21 protein-coding genes and 1 tRNA gene are annotated in these 22034 nt (G+C 66.3%); 13 read left to right on the top strand and 9 right to left on the bottom strand.

The annotated features are described in order from the left end of the window. Positions 1–127: 127 nt before the first annotated feature. Both dcd and P9A17_RS01410 read right to left on the bottom strand, forming a co-directional pair. Positions 128–700: a dCTP deaminase gene (gene dcd, locus P9A17_RS01415; RefSeq protein WP_278036808.1), complete on the bottom strand. Its 573-nt coding sequence runs from the start codon at positions 698–700 to the stop codon at positions 128–130. Between the two features lie 20 nt (positions 701–720). Beyond that, positions 721–1866 (bottom strand): hypothetical protein, encoded by a 1146-nt coding sequence (locus P9A17_RS01410; protein WP_278036807.1) that lies wholly within the window; start codon positions 1864–1866, stop codon positions 721–723. 138 nt (positions 1867–2004) lie between these two features. Here P9A17_RS01410 and P9A17_RS01405 point away from each other — a divergent pair. Further along, positions 2005–2078 (top strand) — tRNA-Gly (locus tag P9A17_RS01405). 96 nt (positions 2079–2174) lie between these two features. Here P9A17_RS01405 and P9A17_RS01400 read toward each other — a convergent pair. Next, the gene (locus tag P9A17_RS01400; protein ID WP_278036806.1) at positions 2175–3749 is read right to left on the bottom strand and encodes an alkaline phosphatase D family protein; all 1575 of its coding nucleotides are present in this window, start codon (positions 3747–3749) and stop codon (positions 2175–2177) included. A gap of 205 nt (positions 3750–3954) precedes the next feature. Here P9A17_RS01400 and P9A17_RS01395 point away from each other — a divergent pair, with 205 nt between their 5' ends. The 7 genes from P9A17_RS01395 to P9A17_RS01365 all read left to right on the top strand — a co-directional run bounded on the left by P9A17_RS01395 (position 3955) and on the right by P9A17_RS01365 (position 11508). Beyond that, a complete protein-coding gene (locus P9A17_RS01395) occupies positions 3955–4959 on the top strand; it encodes a LacI family DNA-binding transcriptional regulator (protein WP_278036805.1) in 1005 nt (334 codons plus the stop codon). Beyond that, positions 4956–5873 carry a ribokinase gene (locus P9A17_RS01390; protein WP_278036804.1) on the top strand — a complete coding sequence of 306 codons (918 nt, stop codon included), beginning with the start codon at positions 4956–4958 and terminating at the stop codon, positions 5871–5873. The genes P9A17_RS01395 and P9A17_RS01390 overlap by 4 nt, the downstream gene beginning before the upstream one ends. Further along, positions 5870–6358 (top strand): RpiB/LacA/LacB family sugar-phosphate isomerase, encoded by a 489-nt coding sequence (locus P9A17_RS01385; protein WP_278036803.1) that lies wholly within the window; start codon positions 5870–5872, stop codon positions 6356–6358. The genes P9A17_RS01390 and P9A17_RS01385 overlap by 4 nt, the downstream gene beginning before the upstream one ends. Continuing rightward, the gene (locus tag P9A17_RS01380; protein ID WP_278036802.1) at positions 6355–7710 is read left to right on the top strand and encodes an MFS transporter; all 1356 of its coding nucleotides are present in this window, start codon (positions 6355–6357) and stop codon (positions 7708–7710) included. The genes P9A17_RS01385 and P9A17_RS01380 overlap by 4 nt, the downstream gene beginning before the upstream one ends. 78 nt (positions 7711–7788) lie before the next feature. Next, positions 7789–9009 (top strand): alpha/beta fold hydrolase, encoded by a 1221-nt coding sequence (locus P9A17_RS01375; RefSeq protein WP_278036801.1) that lies wholly within the window; start codon positions 7789–7791, stop codon positions 9007–9009. Between the two features lie 103 nt (positions 9010–9112). Beyond that, the gene (locus P9A17_RS01370; protein WP_278036800.1) at positions 9113–9610 is read left to right on the top strand and encodes a hypothetical protein; all 498 of its coding nucleotides are present in this window, start codon (positions 9113–9115) and stop codon (positions 9608–9610) included. A gap of 95 nt (positions 9611–9705) precedes the next feature. Further along, the gene (locus P9A17_RS01365) at positions 9706–11508 is read left to right on the top strand and encodes a lipocalin family protein (protein ID WP_278036799.1); all 1803 of its coding nucleotides are present in this window, start codon (positions 9706–9708) and stop codon (positions 11506–11508) included. A 60-nt stretch (positions 11509–11568) separates the two neighbouring features. Here P9A17_RS01365 and P9A17_RS01360 read toward each other — a convergent pair whose 3' ends face one another. Next, on the bottom strand, positions 11569–12420 hold the full coding sequence (locus P9A17_RS01360; RefSeq protein WP_278037007.1) for a glycoside hydrolase family 16 protein: 852 nt from the start codon (positions 12418–12420) through the stop codon (positions 11569–11571). A 236-nt stretch (positions 12421–12656) separates the two neighbouring features. Between P9A17_RS01360 and P9A17_RS01355 the strand changes: the two genes are divergently transcribed. Next, complete coding sequence (locus tag P9A17_RS01355; RefSeq protein ID WP_278036798.1) at positions 12657–13508, top strand: endonuclease/exonuclease/phosphatase family protein; 852 nt, start codon at positions 12657–12659, stop codon at positions 13506–13508. Positions 13509–13564: 56 nt separating this feature from the next. On the opposite strand, the gene P9A17_RS01350 is transcribed toward P9A17_RS01355, so the two are convergent. The 5 genes from P9A17_RS01350 to P9A17_RS01330 form a co-directional block, all read right to left on the bottom strand. Further along, positions 13565–14173, bottom strand: coding sequence for a DUF3887 domain-containing protein (locus tag P9A17_RS01350; protein ID WP_278036797.1), 609 nt, complete (start codon positions 14171–14173; stop codon positions 13565–13567). A gap of 62 nt (positions 14174–14235) precedes the next feature. Beyond that, entirely contained in the window at positions 14236–15036 is an 801-nt protein-coding gene (locus P9A17_RS01345; RefSeq protein ID WP_278036796.1) for an ABC transporter permease, read from the bottom strand. Further along, the gene (locus P9A17_RS01340; protein WP_278036795.1) at positions 15036–15896 is read right to left on the bottom strand and encodes an ABC transporter permease; all 861 of its coding nucleotides are present in this window, start codon (positions 15894–15896) and stop codon (positions 15036–15038) included. Before P9A17_RS01340 ends, P9A17_RS01345 begins: the two co-directional genes overlap by 1 nt. Further along, entirely contained in the window at positions 15875–17065 is a 1191-nt protein-coding gene (locus P9A17_RS01335) for an ABC transporter substrate-binding protein (protein WP_278036794.1), read from the bottom strand. Before P9A17_RS01335 ends, P9A17_RS01340 begins: the two co-directional genes overlap by 22 nt. After that, positions 17062–18138: an ABC transporter ATP-binding protein gene (locus P9A17_RS01330; protein WP_278036793.1), complete on the bottom strand. Its 1077-nt coding sequence runs from the start codon at positions 18136–18138 to the stop codon at positions 17062–17064. Before P9A17_RS01330 ends, P9A17_RS01335 begins: the two co-directional genes overlap by 4 nt. 96 nt (positions 18139–18234) lie before the next feature. Here P9A17_RS01330 and P9A17_RS01325 point away from each other — a divergent pair, with 96 nt between their 5' ends. The 4 genes from P9A17_RS01325 (at position 18235) to P9A17_RS01310 (ending at position 22033) form a co-directional block, all read left to right on the top strand. After that, positions 18235–18636 (top strand): pentapeptide repeat-containing protein, encoded by a 402-nt coding sequence (locus tag P9A17_RS01325; protein ID WP_278036792.1) that lies wholly within the window; start codon positions 18235–18237, stop codon positions 18634–18636. Between the two features lie 9 nt (positions 18637–18645). After that, positions 18646–20118 carry an MFS transporter gene (locus tag P9A17_RS01320; protein WP_278036791.1) on the top strand — a complete coding sequence of 491 codons (1473 nt, stop codon included), beginning with the start codon at positions 18646–18648 and terminating at the stop codon, positions 20116–20118. Between the two features lie 67 nt (positions 20119–20185). Then, positions 20186–21328 (top strand): mandelate racemase/muconate lactonizing enzyme family protein, encoded by a 1143-nt coding sequence (locus P9A17_RS01315; protein WP_278036790.1) that lies wholly within the window; start codon positions 20186–20188, stop codon positions 21326–21328. Between the two features lie 21 nt (positions 21329–21349). Continuing rightward, the gene (locus P9A17_RS01310) at positions 21350–22033 is read left to right on the top strand and encodes a FadR/GntR family transcriptional regulator (RefSeq protein ID WP_278036789.1); all 684 of its coding nucleotides are present in this window, start codon (positions 21350–21352) and stop codon (positions 22031–22033) included. The last annotated feature ends 1 nt before the right edge of the window (position 22034 follow it).

The raw sequence follows: 22034 nt of genomic DNA, 5'->3' as shown, positions 1-22034 counted from the left end.
TTACATCTGGCGCAGTTAGCTGACAGACGGTGAAGACCTGGCCGGAACGCGCGGCACGAACGACCGTATGCGCCGGTGGTTATGACATTACAAGCCAGACCTATGCCTGCGCTGTGGTCAATTTTCGTCAGCTGGACTTGATGAAGTTCTGATACGACTTCGATGGTGTGGGGCCGCGCTGATTCTGGTACTTCGAGCCGACCTTGTCGCTGCCATAGGGATGCTGGGCGGGACTGGTCAGGCGCAGCAGGCAGAGCTGACCGATCTTCATGCCCGGCCACAACGTGATCGGCAGATTCGCGACGTTCGACAGCTCCAGCGTGATGTGGCCGGAGAAGCCGGGGTCGATGAACCCGGCGGTCGAGTGCGTGAGCAGCCCGAGCCGGCCCAGCGACGACTTCCCTTCCAGCCGCCCGGCGAGGTCGTCGGGCAGGGTGCAGCGTTCCAGCGTCGCCCCGAGTACGAACTCCCCCGGGTGCAAGACGAACGGCTCGCCCTCTTTCGGTTCGACGAGGGTGGTCAGGTCGTCCTGACGCTCGGCGGGGTCGATGTGGGTGTAGCGGGTGTTGTTGAAGACCCGGAACAGGTTGTCGAGGCGCACGTCGACGCTCGACGGCTGGACCATCGCGTCGTCGAAGGGGTCGACGCCGAGCCTGCCGTTTTGGATCTCGGCCCGGATATCGCGGTCGGAGAGCAGCACCGGACGAGACTATCCCGCCCTCACTCCCCGCTGTCGGCTGCGGAGTCCTTGTCGGCGGAGTCCTTGGCCTCGGAGTCGCCCGACGTCTCAGCCTTCTCGGCCTTTTCCGCCGCGGCGGCCTTCTCGGCCCGGCTCGCCTTGGTGGTCGGCTTGTCGTCCTCGTCGGCTTCGGCGGCATCGGCTTCGGCCTCGTCTGCGACCGGCGCCTCGGACTCGGTCTCCTCGGAAATCGGCGTCACCGCAGTCTCTTCCGTCGAGTCGACAACCTCGTCGGTGGAGACCTTGGATGCGGCAGCCTCGTCGGTCTCTACGTCAGCCTCGGCGATCTGCAGGGTGAAGGTCTCTCCCGACCCGAGGGGCTCATCGAGAGCAGCTGATTCAGCGGGCGGCGTGTACGGCGGGAAGGTATCGGTCACGCTGCGGTCCTCCGGGTATTCACCCCACGGCGTGAACAGACCGGGCGCCGCGACCCTCTCGCCACCGACCTCGCCGGTGAGCAATGTGCTGATGTCGCCGTACCCACCGTTGAAGAAAGCGTCGAGGATGACGCCCGGCGCGCGCAGCAGCGCGGCCCACTGACCCTGCGGGTTTCCGGCCGTTCCCGCGCGGTAGATCTCCTGATGCACGGCGCCGGTCGCGCCGATGGCGCTGATGATCGGGCCGACGAGCCGGGCGAAGGCGTAGTCGACTGACCCGGTGAGCTTCTCGCGGACCTCGTCCTCGCGATCGCCGGAAGCGTGGGCCACCACCTCGATGACGGCATCGGTGAACGCGCCGACGAACACCGGAGCGATGGGCGCGAACAGCATGTTCCCGAAGAGCGAGTGGCTCAGCCGGAGATAATCCGCGTCCTCCCACATGGCGCCGGGGACCCCGATGCCGATGTAGTTGTTCAGGGCCGGAATCGTGGTGGAGAAGGACGCGAAGACCTGGCCCACCGTGTCGCCCAGACCAGCGGCGAGGGTCTGCAACGCGTTGACCAATGCGACGTACTGGACCTCGGTGGTGACGACGCGAGGCGCGATGACGGGCTGGACGGCGGTCGCGGCGCGGGCTGCGGCGGCTTCATGGGTGGGCAACACCGGCAAGGTCGAGAATGCGATGGCGCCGGCTCCCGCCAGCGCGACACCTGCGGTAAGCGACCGATGAAACACGCTGTGCGCCATGAATACTCGACTCCTGTGAACTTGCTGGGAAGCTAATTGCAGCAAAGGTTAGCTGACGGCGCGGCAAAAAAGTGGGCTACGTCCGGCGGCTCTCGCTACGGCGTCGTCACAGGTCCTGCTAGTCTCACAAGCCACACCGCCGATGTAGTTCAATGGCAGAACATCAGCTTCCCAAGCTGAATACGCGGGTTCGATTCCCGTCATCGGCTCCACGAACGAAATCCCGCCGAGCGTGCGCTCAGGGTGGGAAACGCCGCGAAATCTCGCCCTCACCGCACTCTCGGCGTAGGCGAGCACCTGCGCGACCCCTAACCCGGCGGCAACGCCTTCGACCACAGCACCGCGCCGGTGCTGTCGCACAGGTTGACGGTCAGCACCCGCGAGTCCTTGTCGATCGTCACTTCCCCGAAGTGCTGGAACCCCTGCGCGGGCGATGTGTCCGGTTCCGTCGGAGCGTGCACGAATTCGTAACGGGCACCAAAGGTTCCGTCCACCGGACTCTCCGGGAACGCACCCGCGTTCAACGGCCCGGACACGAACTCCCAGAACGGGCTGAAATCTGCGAACGCAGCCCGGCCGGGGTCGTAGGAGATCGCGGCGGTGTAGTGCACGTCGGCTGTCACGAAGACGACGTTGCGGACATCGCGCACCGCGCCCAGGATGCGGCCGATCTCGGCTTCCCGCCCCAGCGGCTGACCCGGATCCCCCTGCGCGACAGCCTCCATCGCCTTCGGTCCGGTCTCCGGGCTGGTGTTGGAGTCGGGGACGACGATGCCGATCGGCAGATCGTTGGCGACGACCTTCCACGTCGCTGTGGACGCTCGCAACGAATCGATCAACCACCGGGACTGCTCGGGCCCGAGGATTCCGTTGCCGGTCGCCGACCAGGCGTCGGTGTTGGCACCCTTGTAGCTGCGCATGTCCAGGACGAACACGTCGAGCAGCGGACCGTAGGCGATCTTGCGGTACACCCGGCCGTCGACGGACTCGCGGACATCGATGGGTTGCCATTCGCTCCACGCCTGATATCCGAACTGCGCCAGCGCATCCATGTCCGGCTCCGAGTATCCCTTCCGCTGTTGAGCGCGAAGGTTCTCACCCGGGAACCAGTTGTTGATGACCTCGTGGTCGTCCCACTGCACGAATTGGGTGACGGCGGCATTGAACTGCCGATAGTTCACGTCGGTCAGGTTGTAGGCGTAGTTGCCGCGGAACGCCTCCAGCGTCTGGGCCACCTGCTCCTTGGCCGGCGCGGTCACGTTGCGGTAGACCTTCCCGTCGTTCTGTTCCTGGGTGGCCTCGACCGGGTTGTCGGCGTAGATCGCGTCGCCGGAGTGGATGAAGAAGTCGGGCTGCCGGTCGGCCATCGTCTTCCACACCGTCATGCCACCGGTGTCGGCGTTGATGCCCCAGCCCTGACCGACGACGTCACCCGACCACACGAACCGGATGTTCGACGGCGCCACCGGCGCAGTGGTGAAGACCCCGGTCATCGATTCACCGCGGGCTCCGTCGTCACCCTCGAGCGTCACCCGGTAGTGCACCTGCTGGCCGGGTTCGAGGCCGGTGAGCCGGATCCGTCCGGTCCCGTCGCTGTCCGGGGTGGGCAGCGGACCACGGATCTCGCGCGGATTCGCGAATTCCTCGGTCGCCGCCGTCTCGACGATCATCGTCGCCGGGCCGTCCGACCGCGCCCACACCAAGGCGCCGTCGGGCCGGGCGTCACCCGCGGCGACCCCGTGGGTCAGCTGGGGACGCGCCCGCACGAGAGGGGGAGACGACGGCGCCGCGGGACTGTTCGAGGAACCGCATGCGGTCAGTGCTGCGCCCGCGGGGACCAGCAGCGCCGCGCGGAGCAGCGACCGGCGAGGGAGGTGTATCACCGACCCAGCTTTGCCACCGCACGGGGCGTCCCGGTGTCCGCACGGTGAACCCCCGGTGCACACCTCAACGACCCTGCCCGCCCAGCGCCTGAATGCGACGGATCAGCACCCCACCCTCCCGGACGGTTGACTCTTCCTCACACTGTGACCTAGATTACGTGGAAACGTTCCCATGGAAACGTTCCCATACGAGTTAGGAGCGGCATTGGCTGGTCGGGGAGTCACCATCCGGGACGTCGCCGCGCACGCGGGGGTGTCCCTCGGCACGGCGTCGCGGGTTCTCTCGGGACATCCGGCCACCTCGCCGCAGGCCCGGGAGCGCGTCACGCAGGCCGTCAGCGCGCTGGGTTATCGGCCCAACGCTCAGGCGCGCTCTCTGCGGCTCACCCGCACCCACGCGGTCGGGCTCCTGCTCTCGGACGTCCGCAACCCGTTCTTCGCCGACGTCGCGCACGCCGCGGAGCAGGCCGCACTCGGGGCCGATTACGTCACGCTGCTGGGCAACGCCAACGAGAACGTCGAACAGCAGGACCGCTACCTCGAGACGTTCCTCAGCCAGCGCGTCGACGGCGTCGTGCTGGCGCCGCAAGGCCGTGGCTCGGGCAGCCTCGACGCACTCATCGACAGTCAGATGCCCGTCGTCTTCGTCGACCGCATCGTCGACGGTATCGACGTGCCGAGCGTGACCACCGACAGCCGCATCGGACTCGACGAAGCGGTCCGGCATCTGGTCGCCGCGGGTCACTCCAGGATCGGCTACATCGGTGGACCCCAGTCGATCTCGACAGGTCGCCAACGCTATGACGACTTCGTCGAAGCGCTCCCCAGGCACGCCCTCACACCCGATGTATCCCTGATCACCTTCGGCGACTTCCAAGAGGAGAGCGGGGTGCGTGCCGCAGATCAGTTGTTGTCGATGCCGAACCGTCCGACCGCCATCATCGCCGCGGACAACCTGATGGCCCTCGGCGCACTCGCCGCAGTCAGGGCGCACGGTTTGACTCTCGGTGCCGACGTCGAGGTGATCGCCTTCGACGACATCGAGTGGCTCGCCCACTTCGATCCGCCCATCTCGGTCATCGCGCAGGACGCGGCCGCGGTCGGGAGGTGTGCCGTCGAACTGCTGTTGGGCGTCATCAACGGCGACGAGCCCGAATCAGTAGTGCTCCCAACGAGGTTCATCGACCGCTCGACGGGGGTGGCACCGTGACGGAGTCACGCCCATCGCGGGTGTTCGTCGTCGGCAGCCTCAACGCCGACCACCGGGTCCACGTCAAACGTTTGCCCGCCGCAGGCGAAACGGTTCTGGCCACCGGCGCGGCGATCACCGCGGGAGGTAAGGGCGCCAACCAGGCTGTCGCGGCGGCGCGGGCAGGCGCACCGACGACGATCATCGGGACCGTCGGTGACGACGTCGACGGCCGACTGCTCCAGCGCGCACTCGCCGAACAGGACATCGATGCGCGGCGCGTCCGCCTCGTCCCCGATGTGGCGACAGGCCGCGCGCTCATCACAGTCGACGGTGAGGGCGAGAACACCATCGTGGTCGTCGCCGGCGCCAACGACTGCCTGAACGACACCGACATCGACGAGGGATTGAGCGCCATCGGTTCCGGCGACCTGCTGCTGCTCCAACTCGAGACGCCCGAGTTCTTGGTTCGCCACGCAGCCCGGGTCGCGGCCCACGCAGGTGCCACGGTGATCATGAACCCCACACCCGCGCCCGAGGACGCGAGCAGCCTGTTCGACGACGTCGACATCCTCGTCGTCAACGAGCACGAGCTCGATCATCTAGGCGACGACATCACTTCGCTTGCCCGACAATCCAATTGCACCGTCATCTGCACTCTCGGCGCCGACGGTGTCGACGTCACCCGCCGCGGAGGCGGTGTCGAACATGTCGCGGCCCGAGATGTGGACGCTGTTGACACCACCGCCGCAGGCGACACGTTCATCGGCTATCTCGCGGCACGGCTCACACTTCGACCCACCGACCTGCTCGACGCAGTCGACGTCGCGGTGATGGCTGCAGGTGTCGCGGTGACCCGTCAGGGAGCCATCGCCTCCATCCCCTACGACCATGAACTTGCTTGCAGCACAACGCTACGAGAGGAACGGCGATGAGGATCGCACTCGGAAACGACCACGCAGGTTACTCGCTGAAGGCGCACGTCCGCGCGGTTCTCGAAGACCTTGGACACGAGGTGATCGACACTGGAGCCCAGGACGACAAGCCCGTCGATTTCCCCGATGTCACGTGGGACACGTGCGAGCCGGTGCTCAAGGGTGACGTCGACCGGGCCGTGCTGGTGTGCGGGACCGGGCAGGGCGCCGTCATGGCGGCCAACAAGATTCCCGGCATCAGGTGCGCTCTCGCCCATGATGTCTATTCGGCGCACCAGGCGGTCGAGCACGACGACGCCAACGCGCTCGCGATGGGCGCGTGGGTGATCGGCCGGGCGACTGCGGGTGAGGTCATCGAGTCGTTCCTCGGCGCCCGCTTCGACGACGACGAGGACACCGTCCGCCGAGTCCGCAAGTTGCACGAGCTCGAACGCAATGCCGCAAGACGGCTGTCTGGCGAATTATCAAAGGAGATAACGCAATGACCACCGCTATGGACGATCGTCGCAGGCAAGCCGAACACGGGTCACCAGGAAAGCTCAAGACCGCACTCGGCTCTGCTGCCGGGACCTGCGTGGAGAACTACGACTTCGTCGCCTACGGGACGGCGTCGGCGCTTTACTTCGGCGATGTCTTCTTCCCTGAGTCCGACCCCACGACCGGGACCCTGTTGTCTTTCGCCACACTCGGCGTCGGCTTCCTGATGCGCCCGATCGGCGGCAGCATCGGTGGCTACCTCGCCGACCGATACGGCCGCAAACCGGTACTCGTCGGCGCTCTGCTCATGATGGGTATCGCTACCGTGCTGATCGGCTGTCTGCCGACATACGCGCAAGTCGGCATCCTCGCCCCGATCCTGTTGGTGACGATCCGCGTCATCCAAGGTCTCGCGTTCGGCGCCGAATGGGGCGGTGCCGTCCTGATGGCGTTCGAGCATGCACCGTGGCGTCAGCGAGGACGGTTCGCCGCCATTCCACAGGCCGGCAATCCGCTCGGAATCGCGTTGGCCAACATCGCTTTCCTGGCCTCGGTGTCGCTCGACAGCGACTGGGCGTGGCGTGTCCCGTTCCTGGCCAGCGCCCTGCTCATCATCGTCGGCTTGTATGTGCGTCTGCGGGTCACCGAGTCTCCGGAGTTCGAACAGGTCAAAGCCGCGGGCAACGTCGTGAAGAACCCGTTCCTGACCACCCTGCGCCGCGACTGGCGAAACATCTTGCGCGTCATCGCACTTCGCGTGGTCGAGTCCTGCGCGTACTACCTGACCGCCACCTATCTGCTGTCATACATCACGAAGCAGAACGAAGACGCTCGCACCATCGCCATCACCGGCGTCGTCATCGCCAGCGTCATCGCCGTCGGCACAACACTTTACGCGGGCCGTCTCACCGACAGAATCGGTCGTCGACGGGTATACCTGGCCGGCTGTCTCATGGCGATCGCCTTCGGCATACCGATGTACCTGATGGCGAATACCGGCGAGCCGTTCCTGATCGTGCTGTTGTTCATCATCGGCATCGGCTTCATCCACGCGGTGCTCACCGGCACCCAGGGTGCATGGTTCGCGGAGCTGTTCAACACCAGCACCCGGACTTCGGGAGCGTCCATCGGCTATCAGGTCGCCGCATCCATCGCGGGCTTTGCACCATTCCTCGCCGTGTTACTCGCGGACAAGTTCGGCTGGATAGGACCGGCACTGTTCTACGTCACCGTCGGGTTCATCGGACTGGCCGGCGTGATGGCGACCAAGGAGACGTGGGGCCCGAAGCAGCGCGCCGAGGTGGATGCGTTGATCCGGGGCGACGCCGACACCAACTCGGTCGAGGCAGCGCCCGCCTGACGGGAATGGGGCGATTGAGGATGCCGCATCCGGGCTATATTCCAGAGAACACTTGTTCACTCAATCCTGGAGTACGCGATGCGGACAGCCGATATGCAGGCGCTTGGAGACGTCGCAGCCGAGGGCCTGTCCGTCCTCAACTCGCTCGTGCGCGGCACGCATCGCGGCATCGCGCGTCGGGTCTTCACGTCGATCGGCCCGGCCTCGCGCCCTGTCGAGATCGTCCACGACACGATCGCGGGCACCGTCTATGACGTCCTCGACTCCGCCGGGCATCGCATTCCTCCTGCGCTGTGTACCTGGGCGGCTTCCGGTCTGGCGTTCGACGACGACCCCGCGCTGGATGAACGACCTGGCGTAGCGGAAGCCATCGCGGCGCTGGCCGGCATCTACGGTGACGAACTTGCCGAGCGTGACAGTGCTCTTGCCACGCCGATGGCGCTACGCGTTGCCGGACGGCCGGTGCCGCTCACGCCGGATGGGATCACCGACGCCTACCCTCGACCGACCGATGCGCTGGTCGTGTTCGTCCACGGGCTGTGCCAAACAGAATCTTCGTGGCGACGTCCGCCCCGCATCACCGCGGACGTCGACCCCAGGCCCTACGGCGAGCGTCTGTCCGAGGATCTCGGATTCACACCCATCGATATCCGGTACAACACGGGCCGTCACATCTCGACCAATGGCCGTGATCTCGACGCGATCCTGACCCGCCTGCTCGAAGTGTGGCCTGTGCCGGTGCGCCGCATCGCGTTGGTGGGTCATTCGATGGGCGGCCTGGTGGTGCGGAGCGCCTGCCACTACGGACACGAGCAGAATCGCCGCTGGACCAGGACCACACGCCAGGTCGTCTGCCTCGGATCTCCACACCTGGGAGCCGATCTGGAACGGGGGGTGAATGCGGCGGCCTGGGTCATGGCGAAGTTCGGCGAGAGTCGCGCTGTGGCCGAGCTGCTGAATCTCCGCAGCGACGGCATCAAGGACTTGCGCTACGGGGCGTTGCTCGACAGCGACTGGGACGCGACCGATCCCGACGAATTCCTGCGGGACCGCTGCTCCGAGGTGCCCTTCCTTCCCGGCGCCGACTACCACTTCGTCGCGACCTCCGCGGCCCCGGCGGCCGTCGGGATACTGCTCGGCGACCACCTCGTCCGCCCGTCGAGCGCAGCCGGCCGCGGTCGTCGCAGGCGTCTGCCGTTCGCCGACGACGCAGGTCTGACGCTGACCGGGTTTCACCATTTCGACTTGCTCAACCACCCCGAGATCTACGCCAAGATCCGCGACTGGCTTACTCCCTGACCGTCGCGCTGCCAGCGGGTCGACAGTGACATCGCAGCCCTCGGCCAATCTCGGCCACTACCGTCGCGGGGGCGTCGGGGAGCTCGAGACTAGGAGCACTTTGATGAAAGTGACACCGTCGATCGCAGGCGCAGCCCTCACCGCGGGCATCGGCGCCGCCGCACTGGGCATAGGAGCCGCGCCGGCTCTCGCTCAGCCCGGCGGCCACGGGCCCGGCCACAGCTGGCAGGCACCACCCCCGCCAGGCGGCCCGGGTGGGCCAGGCGGGCCCGGTGGTCCGGGCGGGCCCGGTGGTCCGGGCGGGCCCGGTGGCCCGGGCGGGCCCGGTGGCCCGGGTTGGCAGGGACCACGACCGGCTCCGCCCAACTGGGGTCCACCCGGCGGTCCGGGTTGGCGCGGTCATCCGCCGCCCTGGGACGGCGGTCCGGCGCCGTGGGGTTGGGGACCTCCTCCCCCGCCCCCGCCGCACGGACCGCTGCCACCGCCGTGGGGTCCACCCCCACCACCGTTCGATTACTTCGGCCAGTGGGTGACGCCCGTCTTCGACACCGGTTTCAACAACTGGGGGTTCTGGTTCTACGGGATCTGGATTCCGCTGTGATCCGGCCCGGTGTCTGATGCTCGCAGGTATGACGGCTCGCTGACGTTTGCGACATTTAACTCGGTCATCCGGAAACGCCGAGCTACATTCCCGCGGTGACATCACGACACTGGGCGCTGTGGCTGGGGACCTTCGGTGCAGGTGCGTGTATCGCGTTCGGCGCGGGACAGGGCGTGGCCGCCGCGGACACCGACAGTTCTGAGGGCACCGACTCGTCCAGCCAGTCGGCAGCGGGCAATGCCTCGGAATCGTCCGCGGAGCCCATGACCAAAGTCAGCGACCGTGACGAGGCCGCCGACACTGCGTCGGACGAGCCCGCGTCCGCCCCGCGCGGAACCACCAAGCGCACCCGCGAGAGCAAAGACACCGTCGACACCGAAGGCTCTGCGGACACCGAAACTGCTGTCCGCGAACCTGATTCGTCGGCCGAGCCCGACACAGCGTCCGACACGACCGACGATCCGGTCGACAGCGACACCGAGAAGGTTGTCGTCCAGCGCTCCGACGCGGCCGAAGACGCGACCCCGGCACCGCAGGCGATCCCGGCCGGCGTGACCGGAGTCCAGACCGGCCGCGCCGCGCTGACCATCCCGGTAGGCCCCAACGGTTACAAGACCCGCGCCGACTGGTATCTGCCGACGCAGTCCGACGGCTCGGTGGCGGCCACCGGCGTGATCTGGCTGCAGCACGGTTTCCTCGGCAGCAAGTCCACGATGTCCAAGCTCGCCCAGACGCTGTCGCTTCAGACCAACAGCATCGTGCTGGCGCCCAACATCTCGTCCTTCCCTCTGGCGTGCGCGAGCTGCTGGATCAACGGCGTGCCGATGCAGGAGGCCGTCGCGTCGATGTTCCTCGGCGACCGGGAATCGTTGACCGCCAGCGCGCTCCTCGCCGGCTATTCCGGTGTGCTGCCAGAGGATTTCATCATGTCCGGCCACTCCGCGGGCGGCGGCTTCGCCACCGCGGTCGGTGGTTACTACGCCGACGATGCGCCGGGCAGCGACGCCCTGCGCGGAGTCGTCATGTTCGACGGATTCTCCTTCGGCGGCGTCGTCGCGAACGCGCTGAAGAGCCTCGACGACCCGTTCGTTCCGGTGTATCAGGTTGCGTCGCCACCCCAGCCGTGGAACTCCAACGGCGCGACGACAAGGGAGTTGGTGGCCGCGCGCGCCGGCCAGTTCGTCGGTGTCACGCTGGCGGGCGGCTCGCACGTCGATTCGCTGATCGGTGGAAACCCGCTTTTCGATGTCTTCGCGCAACTGGCCACCGGAATCTCGCCGCGCGGCAACACCCAAGCGGTGTACACGTTGGCCACCGGCTGGATCAACGACCTCTACCAGGGGCTGGGTCCCGACGACGGCACGGGCATCTACGGAACCCCTGACCAGTACCTCGTGCTGGGGGACGCGGCCGGTGTCGTGCTCGCGCCGCCGCCGGTCGTCGACCTCGATCGCTACCTGGGCACCTGGTTCGAGGTGGGCAGCGTCAAGCAGTTCTTCTCGATCGGGCTCGTCAACACCACCGCGGTGTACAGCCTCAACCCCGACGGCTCGATCAAGGTGGAGAACTCCGGCAACTACTTCGTGAACAACGGCCCGAAGTCGACGATCGTCGGATCGGCGCTGCCCGTCGACTCCACCAACAACAAGCTCAACGTCCGCTTCTTCGGACCGGCATCGGCCAGCCCGCCCGGCAACTACTGGATCGTCGATCTCGACCCGAATTACGGCTGGGCCGTCGTCACCGACTCGACAGGCCGCAGCGGATTCCTGCTCACCCGCGACGCCGTCGTCTCCGAAGCGTTCTATCGCGAATTGCTCGACCGGGCCTCCGTCTACGGCGTCAAGGGTCGCATCACCCCTACTCGGCAGCCGGCGGCGACCACGACCTCAGTGTGAGGAAGAGCCGTCGAATGGCGCCGTGACTGAACCTTTTTCGCGCTGACAGGCACCAAGCCGCTAGCTCGCGAAGACGCGAATCCAGTCGACCCGCATCTCGGCGGGGTAGGTGCCTCCTGCAGGCTCACGTCCGCCGGAGCCGCCGACGGCGATGTTGAACACGGGGACCATCGTGAAACCCGGATCGTTGAACGGCCAGTCCGGCAGCGAATTGGCGGGCACGGTGAAGAACGGCTCCATGCCCGGCTCGTAGTCCTTCCAGAAGTACATTCCGGTCGGCTGCCACGTCATCCGCCAGGTATGCCACGCGTTGTCGATGGGATGACGATCGGTCGCGAACGCGGTGCCGTCCAACCGGGCGTGCACCGTGGTCCCCGACGGCCAGTCCCGGTTGCCGTACCACTCGACGAGGTCGACTTCGCCGCCGCGCACCGGGTTCTCGTTGACGAGCCAGAACGCGGGCCAGGCACCGTCGGTCAGGCAGTCCAGTTTGACGCGGGCCTCCCACGTCGTGCCGATTCCGCCGCGCCACAGACCCATGATCTTCGCGCTGGCGTACTTCTCCTGGATGTTGGCGCCTTCACCCCGGGTGGCACGGATGACGAGGTTGCCGTTCCCGTCCTGGAAGACATGCTCCTGGTCGGTGACGTAGCGGCCCATGTTGAACGGCTTGTCCCACTCGACGGGGTTCCTGATGGTCTCGCGGGCGGGCACGATGAACCACCGGGCCGGGTCGGGGGGCGACCCCGCCGCTCCGTCGAACTCGTCTTGGAACAGCATCAGCGGGGCCGGCTGAGCGAGCTCCGGCGGTGGCTCGACGGGTACCGCAGGCGGCTGGGCGTGCGCGGTGGCCGGCGTCGCAACCGCGGCCACACCCAATCCCATCATCAGCAGCGCACTACGACGATCGATGTCAGGCATGGCTGCACCGTAATCGACGTCGTACGAAATGACCGGTAATTCACCCACTAACACCGCGTTTGCGCACTTGCGCTTCGGCACTCACGAGATGTGCTCAACGGCAGAATCATTGAGCCGACTGTGCGTCCAGGGTGGCGGATCGTCGCTATTTCCACCCTCAGCGCACGTTCGAGTACTGCCTTGACGTCCGGTGAGTCGGCACTGATGCCCGATACGATCGGACCATCGTGCAATGGATCCGAAAGCTCGGCATTTGGCGGCGCAGCCGACGGATCGACGTGCTCCGGTACGACGGCACCAGCGGCCAGTGGGGCCCGGCGACGCTGTCCCACAGCACCTCCCGGTCGCAACTGTCTGTCTCCACGTTCAACGTCTGGTTCGACCCGTTTTTCGCCGACGTCAGATATCAAGCGATCGCGGATCTGCTGGCCGCGGATCCGCCCGATGTCATGGTCTTTCAAGAGGTCACCGACGCGGCGCTCGACGTGTTCCTTGCGCAGGGGTGGATCCGCGATCACTACGTCAGCGCATCGATCGTCGGCAGGCGAGTCGGGACTTACGGGATGCTGCTGCTGTCACGCGTGCCGATCGCCGATGTGACGTACACACGCGTGCCCACCCGCGCCAGGCGCGGCTTCCTGCGCGCCGATCTTGTCATCGACGGTGCCCGCACCGCGCTCTGTTCGGTTCACCTCGACAGCGGTAAACGGTCGGCTCCGCTGCGCGTACGCCAGATCCGCCGAATCTTTCGTGCGCTGGCGGCCGACTCCGATGCTGTCGTGCTCGGCGATTTCAATATGCGCGACAAAGAGAACCATCTCATCGCCCCACCGTTCCACGATGTCTGGCCCGCGTTGCGGCCCGGCGAAGACGGCTACACCGAGGACACCTCGATCAACGACATGCGCTACGACAGCACGGCCAAGAAACGCCATGTCCGGTTCGACCGCGTTCTCGTCAAGGGGCAGCGGTGGCGACCCGAATCCATCGAATTGCTCGGCACCGAGCCGATTTCGCCCGAGCATCCCCGTGTGTTCCCGTCTGATCACTTCGGGGTGCGATGCAACTTCAACCGCTGATCGCGCGGTGGCGCGGGACTCGTATTCGATTGCTGCGGAAGACGTTCCGGCCAGCGTCAACCGACGTCGGGATTGAGGATGTACAGCCCGGCAATTGTCTGATCGTCGCGAAAAGTGATGCGCGCGACGAAATCACCCGCTTCGAAGGCCAGCGGCGTGTTGGTGGTGGTGAAGTCGCCGGCGCGCGCGGAGTCGGTGTCTCCGTGGCCCTCGTACGCCCCGGCCAAACCCACAATATGGGCCCACGCCTCCGCCAACCCGTCCTCGGTCAGCCGATCGCGCATCGTGGCATCGAATCGCGCAGTGATATCGGCCCAGCGCGCATGAGCTAGATCGTCGATGACTTTTCTGGCCAGTTCGTCCACTCCGGGAAGCACTTCGGTGTTCATGATCTCTCCAGTTCTCGGATCGATGGGTTTGCCGTAACGCTGAAAGGCGGCCTGGCGCGATACGCCCAGCACCTCGCCGATCTCCTTCCACGTCCGGCCCGCGTCTCGTGCCTGGTCCACCGCGGCAGCCATCAGCGATTCAGACCCCTCTTGGACCTCGCGCGCCGCGCGGATCAGCGCCAGCGAGTCGGAGTCGCCCCGCAGAACCGGAGCGGCGAGGAGCTGGCCGAGCTTGCGGCGAAGCTGCTCGCCGGTCGCGATGAACGAATCAGCCACGTGTCAATTTAATCTTGACAGTCGATGTTCTGTCAACAATCTATTTACAACGCCTCGCAGGCCTAGATACGCGTTCCCGCCGGGTCTCCCCCGATTCGCTGGGTCAGCCATACCGGAATGATCGCGACGATCGTCAGGGCCGCGGCGACGACGTTGATCACGGGCGCCTGGTTCGGCCGGAACAGGTTCCCGAAGATCCAGATCGGCAACGTCTGCACCGCGGGGCCCGCCGTGAACGTCGTCACCACGATCTCGTCGAAGCTCAGCGCAAACGCCAGAATCGCCCCGGCGACAAGTGCCCCGCGCATCATCGGCAGCGTCACGAACCGGAACGTCTGCCACGTCGACGCGCCGAGGTCTGCCGATGCATCCTCCAAACTCGTTCCGAGACGCCGCAACCGCGCTTGGGTGTTGTTGAACACGATGACGATGCAGAACGTCGCGTGCCCGATGATCACCGTGGCCATACCGAGCGTGATGCCCAGCGCCGACGTGAACGTCGCATTCAACGCGATGCCGGTGACGATGCCCGGCAGCGTGATCGGCAGCACCACAAGCAGATTCACCGTCTGCTTGCCGAAGAAGTCGTACCGCTGAACCGCGAACGCGCACATCGTGCCCAGCACCAGCGCAACGCCGGTCGCCGCGAGCCCCACCACCGCGGAGTTGCCGAGTGAGGTCCACATGCCCTCACTGCGCCATGCCGTGCTCCACCACTGCAGCGTGAATCCCGACGGTGGGAATGCAAACGTGCGAGAGGTGTTGAACGCGTTGACGATCACCAGAGCCAACGGTGCGTAGATGAAGACGAGGACCATCACGGTCCATGCGCGGGTGCCGGCCCGGAGCCTGCGCGTCAGCATCAGACGTTCTCCAGCGCGCCGGTGCGTCGCATGGCCAGCAGGTAGAACACAATGGCCAGCAGCGGGATCAGCGACAGTGCCGCCGCCATCGACTGGTTGTTCGCCGTCACCAACTGGCCGTAGATGACGTTGCCCAGCATCTGCGTCTTGCCGCCGACGATCTGGACGGCGATGTAGTCACCCAATGACAGCGAGAAGGTGAAGATCGACCCGGCCGCGATACCGGGGAACACCATAGGTGCGACGACAAGACGCAGTGTCGTCAGGTCCGACGCGCCGAGGTCCGCGCTGGCGTCCGTCAACGCATCTGGCACCCGCTGGAATGCCGCGAACACCGGAATCACCATGTACGGCAACCACAAATAGGTCAGCGTGATCACCGTCGCGACCAGCCCGTACCCCGGCGTCCACCCGGACACCCATGCCAGCGGCCCCTCCGGCGACAGCATCATCCGCCACGCGTAGGCCTTCACCAGATAGCTCGCCCACAGCGGCGTCGTCACCGCCACCACCAGAGCGATCCGCACGGCCGGGGAGGCGACCTTGGCCATGTACAGCGCCAACGGGACGGCCAGCACCGCGCACAACACCGTCACGGTCACCGCCACCCCGACGGTCCGCAGCGTCGTGGCGCGGACCACGTCGTCGGTGAACACCCGCACCAGGTTGTCGGTCGTGAACGTGTGCACCACTCGGCCGGTGAAGCTGTTGGTGCTCCAGAAGGCCGAAACCAACAGCACGGCAAGTGATCCCAGATAGGCGATCACCAGCCATGCCATCGGCGGCACCAGCAGGAAGGCCAGCCCCGCCCGTTGCCGCATGCGCGGCGCCGCGAGCATCAGCCCTTGATCTCCTGCCACTTGTTGACCCACTCGTCATACGACGTGCAGTTGTCTCCGCTGCCGTCAACGCATTTCGTCTGCGGTGTGGTCCAGTAGTGGATCTGCGCCGCGTACGCCTCGTCGGTGGCGTGGTAGGTCTCGCAGTGCGCTTTGTCGGCCGTGAGGTCACACGATTTCGTCTGTGACGGCGCCTCACCGAAGTATTCGGCGACCTGCGCGTTGGCTTCCGGCGAGATGATGTAGTCCATCCACTTGTACATGCAGTTCGGGTGCGCAGCTTTGGCCGAGAGCATCCATGTGTCGGACCACCCCGTGGAGCCTTCCTTGGGCAGCACGGTCGCGATCGGCGCCTTGTTGTCGGCCTGGATCGTGTTGGCGATGACCTGCCACGAGGTGCCGATCACCGTCGTCCCGGACTCGAAGGCCTGTACTTCCTTGGTGTAGTCCGACCAGTATTCGCCGATGTTGTCCTTCTGCTCCTTGAGCAGATCGACGGCGGCGTCGAGTTGTTCATTCGTCAGCGAGTACGGGTCCTTGATGCCGAGATCGGGCTGCGTCTTCGACAGATACAGCGCGGCGTCGGCGATGTAGATCGGCGAATCGTAGGCCGTCACTTTGCCTCTCAGCTCGGCAGCGCCCGGGAAGACGGCGCCCCACGAGTCCGGCGCGGGTGTGACGACGTCGGTGTTGTACATCAACAGGTTCGCGCCCCACCCGTGCGGCACGCCATACATCTGGCCGTCCACCGCGTTCCACGGTCTGTCCTTGAGGAACGGCACGACCGTCGCGTAATTCGGTGTGAGCTCGGTGTTCACGGGCGCCACGTCGCCGCCGTAGATCAGCCGCAGCGTCGCATCACCGGATGCGGACACACCGTCGTACTGGCCGCTGCGCATCAGCTGGACCATCTCGTCGGACGTGTTTCCGATCTTGATGTTGACCTGGCATCCGGTCTCGGTCTCGAACGGTGTCACCCAGTCGACGGCCGGATCGTTGGAACCGTCCTCGGCATAACCCGGCCAGGCGATCAGGTTCAATTCGCCCTCGCCGTCGCCGACCGATGTGGCCGGTTCCATCTCGGGCGGGCCTTCCGCGGTGCCGCCGGAGTCGTCGGAACTCGAACAACCTGCGACGAGCAACGCGCCTGCAACCAACGCGATGCCGAGGCGGCGAATCGGTCTTGTCATGACTTCTCCTTTGATCCGGTGGAACTCAGGTCGCGGACCGCGGTCTCGGGCCACGCGAGGAGAACAGGTGTTGCGTGCGACAGCGACGACGACGCGTCTGCAGACAGCAGAGTGGCTGTGAGCCGCACCGGCGCCCCCAGTCCACCGATTCCAGTGACGGTCGCCGCGACCCGCGTGATGGGTCCGGCGTAGACCACCTCGGCGACCTCCGCCGCGACGCTGCGTAATCCGTCGGGCACCGGCGCCGCGCTGTCGAGCACCTCGATGCGTTCCGGGCGTATCGCGAACGTTCCGCGCCGTCCCAGCACCGCGTCGGCCGCGTCGGCGTCCAACACATTCGAGGTTCCGACGAAGTCGGCGACGAACCGGTTGGCGGGGTTCTCGTAGACCTCGCGGGCGGCGCCGATCTGTTCGATGCGGCCATCGTTGAGGACCACCAACCGGTCACACAACGTCAGCGCCTCATCCTGGTCGTGCGTCACGATGACGAACGTGATGCCGACCTCACGCTGAATCGCCTTGAGCTCCACCTGCATCTGCTCACGCAGCTTCAAATCCAAAGCCCCCAGCGGCTCGTCGAGCAGCAACACCCGGGGACGTCCGACGAGGGCACGGGCCAGCGCGACGCGCTGCTGCTGACCGCCGGAGAGCTCCGACGGCTTGCGCGCGACCTGTCCTGTGAGTCGGACCATCTCGAGCGCCTCGCCGGCCCGTTGGCGGCGTTCGGCCTTGCCGACACCGCGCACCCGCAGACCGTACTCGACGTTCTGGGCGACGGTCATGTGCGGGAAGAGCGCGTACTGCTGGAACAGCGTATTGGTGTCACGCCGCGCGGGTGGGAGCGCGGTGACGTCCTTGCCGCCGAGTTTGATGGTGCCGGTGGTGGGCTGTTCGAACCCCGCGATGAGCCTCAGCAGGGTCGTCTTGCCCGAGCCCGACGGCCCCAGAATGGCGAACAGTTCGCCGTCACCGATGGTCAGATCGGCGCCTTCGACTGCCACGACCTTGTTGCGCAGGTCGCCGAATTCCTTGCGGACGCCGATCAGCTCGATCTGCGGCGCGGCGGACGACATGGAGGCATCCTAAGAATTCCGTTGCGATGCCGCAGTCCGGAGACGAATTTCGTCGTAAGAACTCATGCAGACCACTCCGATCCCCAGAATGAACCGGTGAGTACCGCCGGGCCGTCTGAGCGTGAACCGCGGTGGTGGGTCCGCGACATCGTGATCGCGATGATCCTGGGCGTGGTCCTCGCAGCCGGTTCGATCTGGGGTCAGAAGCTCGTCGACGACAGCCGCGCCATCCGCGACGAGGCGCAACAACAGGCCCAGACCCGCCATGCCGAACAGCTGGAGAATCTCGTCTTCGTGCGCAACCTGTCCTCGTCCGAGCCGACCCAGGCGCGGCCGTTCAGTCACATGGATCTGGAGGGCATGGCATTGGTGGGGTTGCGACTGCCCGGTGCCGACTTCGCCTACGCCAACCTGACCGGTGCCGTCCTCACCGACGTCTACTACGACGAGTCGACCAAGTGGCCGCACGGATTCCGGCCACCTCCCAGCCGCGAATAGGGTGGCGCCGTGAACCCCGTACAGATGGGTACGGCCGCTGGACGCTGGGTGCTGCTGGCCACGGTGCTCGGCTCCGGGATCGTCATGGTCGACGGCACGGTCGTCAACGTGGCGCTGCCCCACATCGGTGCCGAACTCGGGGCGGGGTTCGCCGCGCTGCAGTGGGTGGTCAACGCCTATGCACTGACTCTCGCGTCGCTGATCCTGCTCGGCGGTTCCCTCGGCGACCGCTTCGGCCGGCGGCGGGTCTTTCTCATCGGGGTGGTCTGGTTCGCGCTGGCATCGGTCGCGTGTGGGGTGGCACCGAACGTCGAGATACTGATCGCCGCGCGGGCGCTTCAAGGAGTCGGCGGTGCACTGCTGACACCGGGCAGCCTCGCGCTCATCTCGGCGTCTTTCCGCAGCACCGACAGGTCGGCCGCGGTCGGCGCGTGGTCCGGGCTGGGCGGGATCGCCGCTGCGATCGGTCCGTTCCTCGGCGGCCTTCTCGTCGAATGGAATTGGCGCGCCGCCTTTCTCATCAATATTCCCCTTGCCGTTGTCGTCGTCGCGGTGACCGTCACGAAAGTCCCCGAGAGCAGGGATCCGACAGCGCCGCGGCAGTTCGACGTCCCGGGTGCCGCGTCGACGGTCGTCGGACTGGGTGCGCTGACGTACGGGTTGACCGCCGTGGGCAACGGCGGTGTCAGTCCGGGCGCCGTGGCGACCGTGTGTGTGGGGGTTGTCGCACTGGCCGCTTTCGTGGTGGTGGAACGGCGCTCCTCGCACCCGTTGGTGTCGCCGATATTGTTCTCCGACAGCAACTTCCGCATCGCTAATATCGTGACGCTGCTCATCTACGGCGGGCTCAGTGTGGCCTTTCTCCTGCTGGTGCTGCAGTTGCAGACCGTGGCCGGGTTCAGTCCGGTCGCGGCGGGGACGGCGCTGCTGCCCTTCACCGCCGTCATGCTGCTCTTCTCGTCGCGTGCGGGCGTGTTGTCGGGCCGGATCGGACCGCGCCTGCCGATGACGATCGGTCCGCTGATCGCCGCGGCGGGATTGCTGCTGATGCTGCGGATCGGCCCCGACGCGTCGTGGACGTTCGACGTCGCACCGGCGGCGGTGGTGTTCGGAGCCGGCATGGTCCTCGTCGTCGCTCCGCTGACAGCGACGGTCCTCGACGCCGCGCCGGACAACATGGCCGGATCGGCGTCCGGCGTCAACAACGCCGTGGCCCGCGCCGGTGGGCTTCTGGCGGTGGCCGTCCTGCCTGGACTGGCCGGAATCAGCGGTGACGCCTATGCCGATCCTGTGGCTTTCAATGCCGGCTTCCACACCGCGGTCGTGATCTCGTCAGCGCTCCTGGTACTCGCGGCAGCGTTGGCGCTCATCGGAATTCGACGCACACCGGCGTCGCACGACGACGAGCGGATCGCGGTCCAGAACTGCACGCACTGCGCAATCTCCGGGCCACCCGCCCACCCCGCGGACCACACCCACTAATCGATTCGTCCGCCGTGCGGGGATGGCACATATCACAACTTATATGATAAGTTGCAACGGTCATCATATGAGTAGTGAAGGAATGGACATGGCCGACAAGATCAGGAACCTGACCCTCTCGCACGTGGTCCTGCCGCTGGCGAACCCCGTCAGCGACGCGAAGGTGCTCACCGGCCGACAGAAACCCTTGACCGAGACGGTGATGCTCTTCGCCGAGGTGACCACCGAAGACGGTTTCACCGGAATGGGTTTCAGCTATTCCAAGCGTGCCGGCGGCAAAGCCCAGTACACGCACCTGTGCGAGATCGCCGACAACGTCATCGGCGAAGATCCCTCCGACATCGACAAGATTTACCAATCCCTGCTGTGGGCAGGCGCTTCCGTCGGCCGCTCCGGCACCGCGACCCAGGCCATCGCCGCACTCGACGTCGCATTGTGGGACCTCAAGGCCCGCCGCGCCGGCCTGCCGCTGGCCAAGCTGCTCGGCGCCCATCGCGACTCGTGCCGCGTCTACAACACCTCCGGGGGATTCCTGCAGGCCTCCGTCGGGGAGATCAAGGAGAAGGCCACCGCGTCGGTCGAATCCGGTATCGGCGGCATCAAAATCAAGGTCGGACAACCGGATTGGAAGACCGACCTGGAACGTGTCGCCGCCCTGCGCGAGCACCTCGGAGACACCCCGTTCATGGTGGACGCGAACCAGCAGTGGGATCGGGCGCGCGCCCGGCGCATGTGCCGCGAGCTCGAGCAGTACGACCTGATCTGGATCGAGGAGCCGCTCGACGCCTGGGATGCCGTCGGCCACGCCGACCTCAGCCACACGTTCGACACCCCGATCGCCACCGGCGAGATGCTGACGTCGGTCACCGAGCACATGGCCCTCATCGATGCGGGCTACCGCGGCATCGTCCAGCCCGACGCACCCCGGATCGGCGGCATCACGCCGTTCCTGCGGTTCGCGAACCTCGCGTCGCACGCGGGGCTGGCGCTGGCTCCGCACTACGCCATGGAGATCCACCTGCACCTGGCAGCGGCTTACCCGACCGAGCCGTGGGTCGAGCACTTCGAGTGGCTCAATCCATTGTTCAACGAGCGCATCGAAATTCGTGATGGCCGCATGTGGCTGCCCGAGCGCGCCGGCCTCGGCTTCACCCTCAGCGACAAGATGCGCGCACTGACGGTCGCAAGCGCCGAGTTCGGGAAGCCGTGACCAATAGGTCATGATCTGACCGTGGAGAAGTCACTGGCACAGCGGGTGGTCGCCGGGTTGAAGGACAAGATCTTCGCCGGCGACCTCCCGCCTGGCCACAAACTGCCGTCCGAGTCCGAGCTCATCGACGAGTTCGGTGTCTCCCGCACCGTGGTGCGGGAGGCCGTCACCCGGCTACGTGCGGAAGGTTTCATCGAAACCTTCCAGGGCCGGGGTTCTTTCGTGCTCGCGGTGCCCGAGCCGTCGTCCTTCACCGTCGAATCCGCCGCTCTGCGCACGCAGCGGGACGTGCTCGACATGATCGACTTCCGGCTCGGTGTGGAGAGCGAGACCGCAGCGCTGGCCGCAGCGCGCATCGACGACGACGGTCGCGCGACCGTCCGGGCGGCCATGGAGGACTTTCTTGCCGCACCCCCGGAGGACGCGGTCGAGGCCGACTACCGTTTCCACCGGGCGATCGCCGCGGTCAGCGGCAACCGGTTCTGCCTGGAGCTTCTCGAGTCGCTGGGCCCGATGATGATCATGCTGCCGCGCACCCGGCTGGGCGACGAGTACTCGATGACCGACTCCGCCCACGTTGCACGTGTCCAGCGCGAGCACGACGACATCGCCGCCGCGGTGCAGGCCGGGGATCCCGACACTGCCCGGGCGGCGATGCGCCTTCATCTGGGTAACACTCGCAGGCGCCTCGAAGGGCGCCGCTGAG

The organism is Mycobacterium sp. 236(2023), from assembly GCF_029623955.1.
Classification (GTDB): Bacteria; Actinomycetota; Actinomycetes; order Mycobacteriales; family Mycobacteriaceae; genus Mycobacterium.
This window is presented reverse-complemented; position numbering and strand designations above follow the sequence as displayed.

What these genes read in the sequence shown, in the direction of transcription:
- P9A17_RS01315 (WP_278036790.1), top strand. Translation starts at nt 20,186, where the DNA reads ATGAGTAGTGAAGGAATGGACATGGCCGACAAGATCAGGAACCTGACC.
- P9A17_RS01345 (WP_278036796.1), bottom strand. Translation starts at nt 15,036, where the DNA reads ATGCTGACGCGCAGGCTCCGGGCCGGCACCCGCGCATGGACCGTGATG.
- P9A17_RS01410 (WP_278036807.1), bottom strand. Translation starts at nt 1,866, where the DNA reads ATGGCGCACAGCGTGTTTCATCGGTCGCTTACCGCAGGTGTCGCGCTG.
- P9A17_RS01380 (WP_278036802.1), top strand. Translation starts at nt 6,355, where the DNA reads ATGACCACCGCTATGGACGATCGTCGCAGGCAAGCCGAACACGGGTCA.
- P9A17_RS01370 (WP_278036800.1), top strand. Translation starts at nt 9,113, where the DNA reads ATGAAAGTGACACCGTCGATCGCAGGCGCAGCCCTCACCGCGGGCATC.
- P9A17_RS01375 (WP_278036801.1), top strand. Translation starts at nt 7,789, where the DNA reads ATGCGGACAGCCGATATGCAGGCGCTTGGAGACGTCGCAGCCGAGGGC.
- P9A17_RS01385 (WP_278036803.1), top strand. Translation starts at nt 5,870, where the DNA reads ATGAGGATCGCACTCGGAAACGACCACGCAGGTTACTCGCTGAAGGCG.
- P9A17_RS01335 (WP_278036794.1), bottom strand. Translation starts at nt 17,065, where the DNA reads ATGACAAGACCGATTCGCCGCCTCGGCATCGCGTTGGTTGCAGGCGCG.
- P9A17_RS01330 (WP_278036793.1), bottom strand. Translation starts at nt 18,138, where the DNA reads ATGTCGTCCGCCGCGCCGCAGATCGAGCTGATCGGCGTCCGCAAGGAA.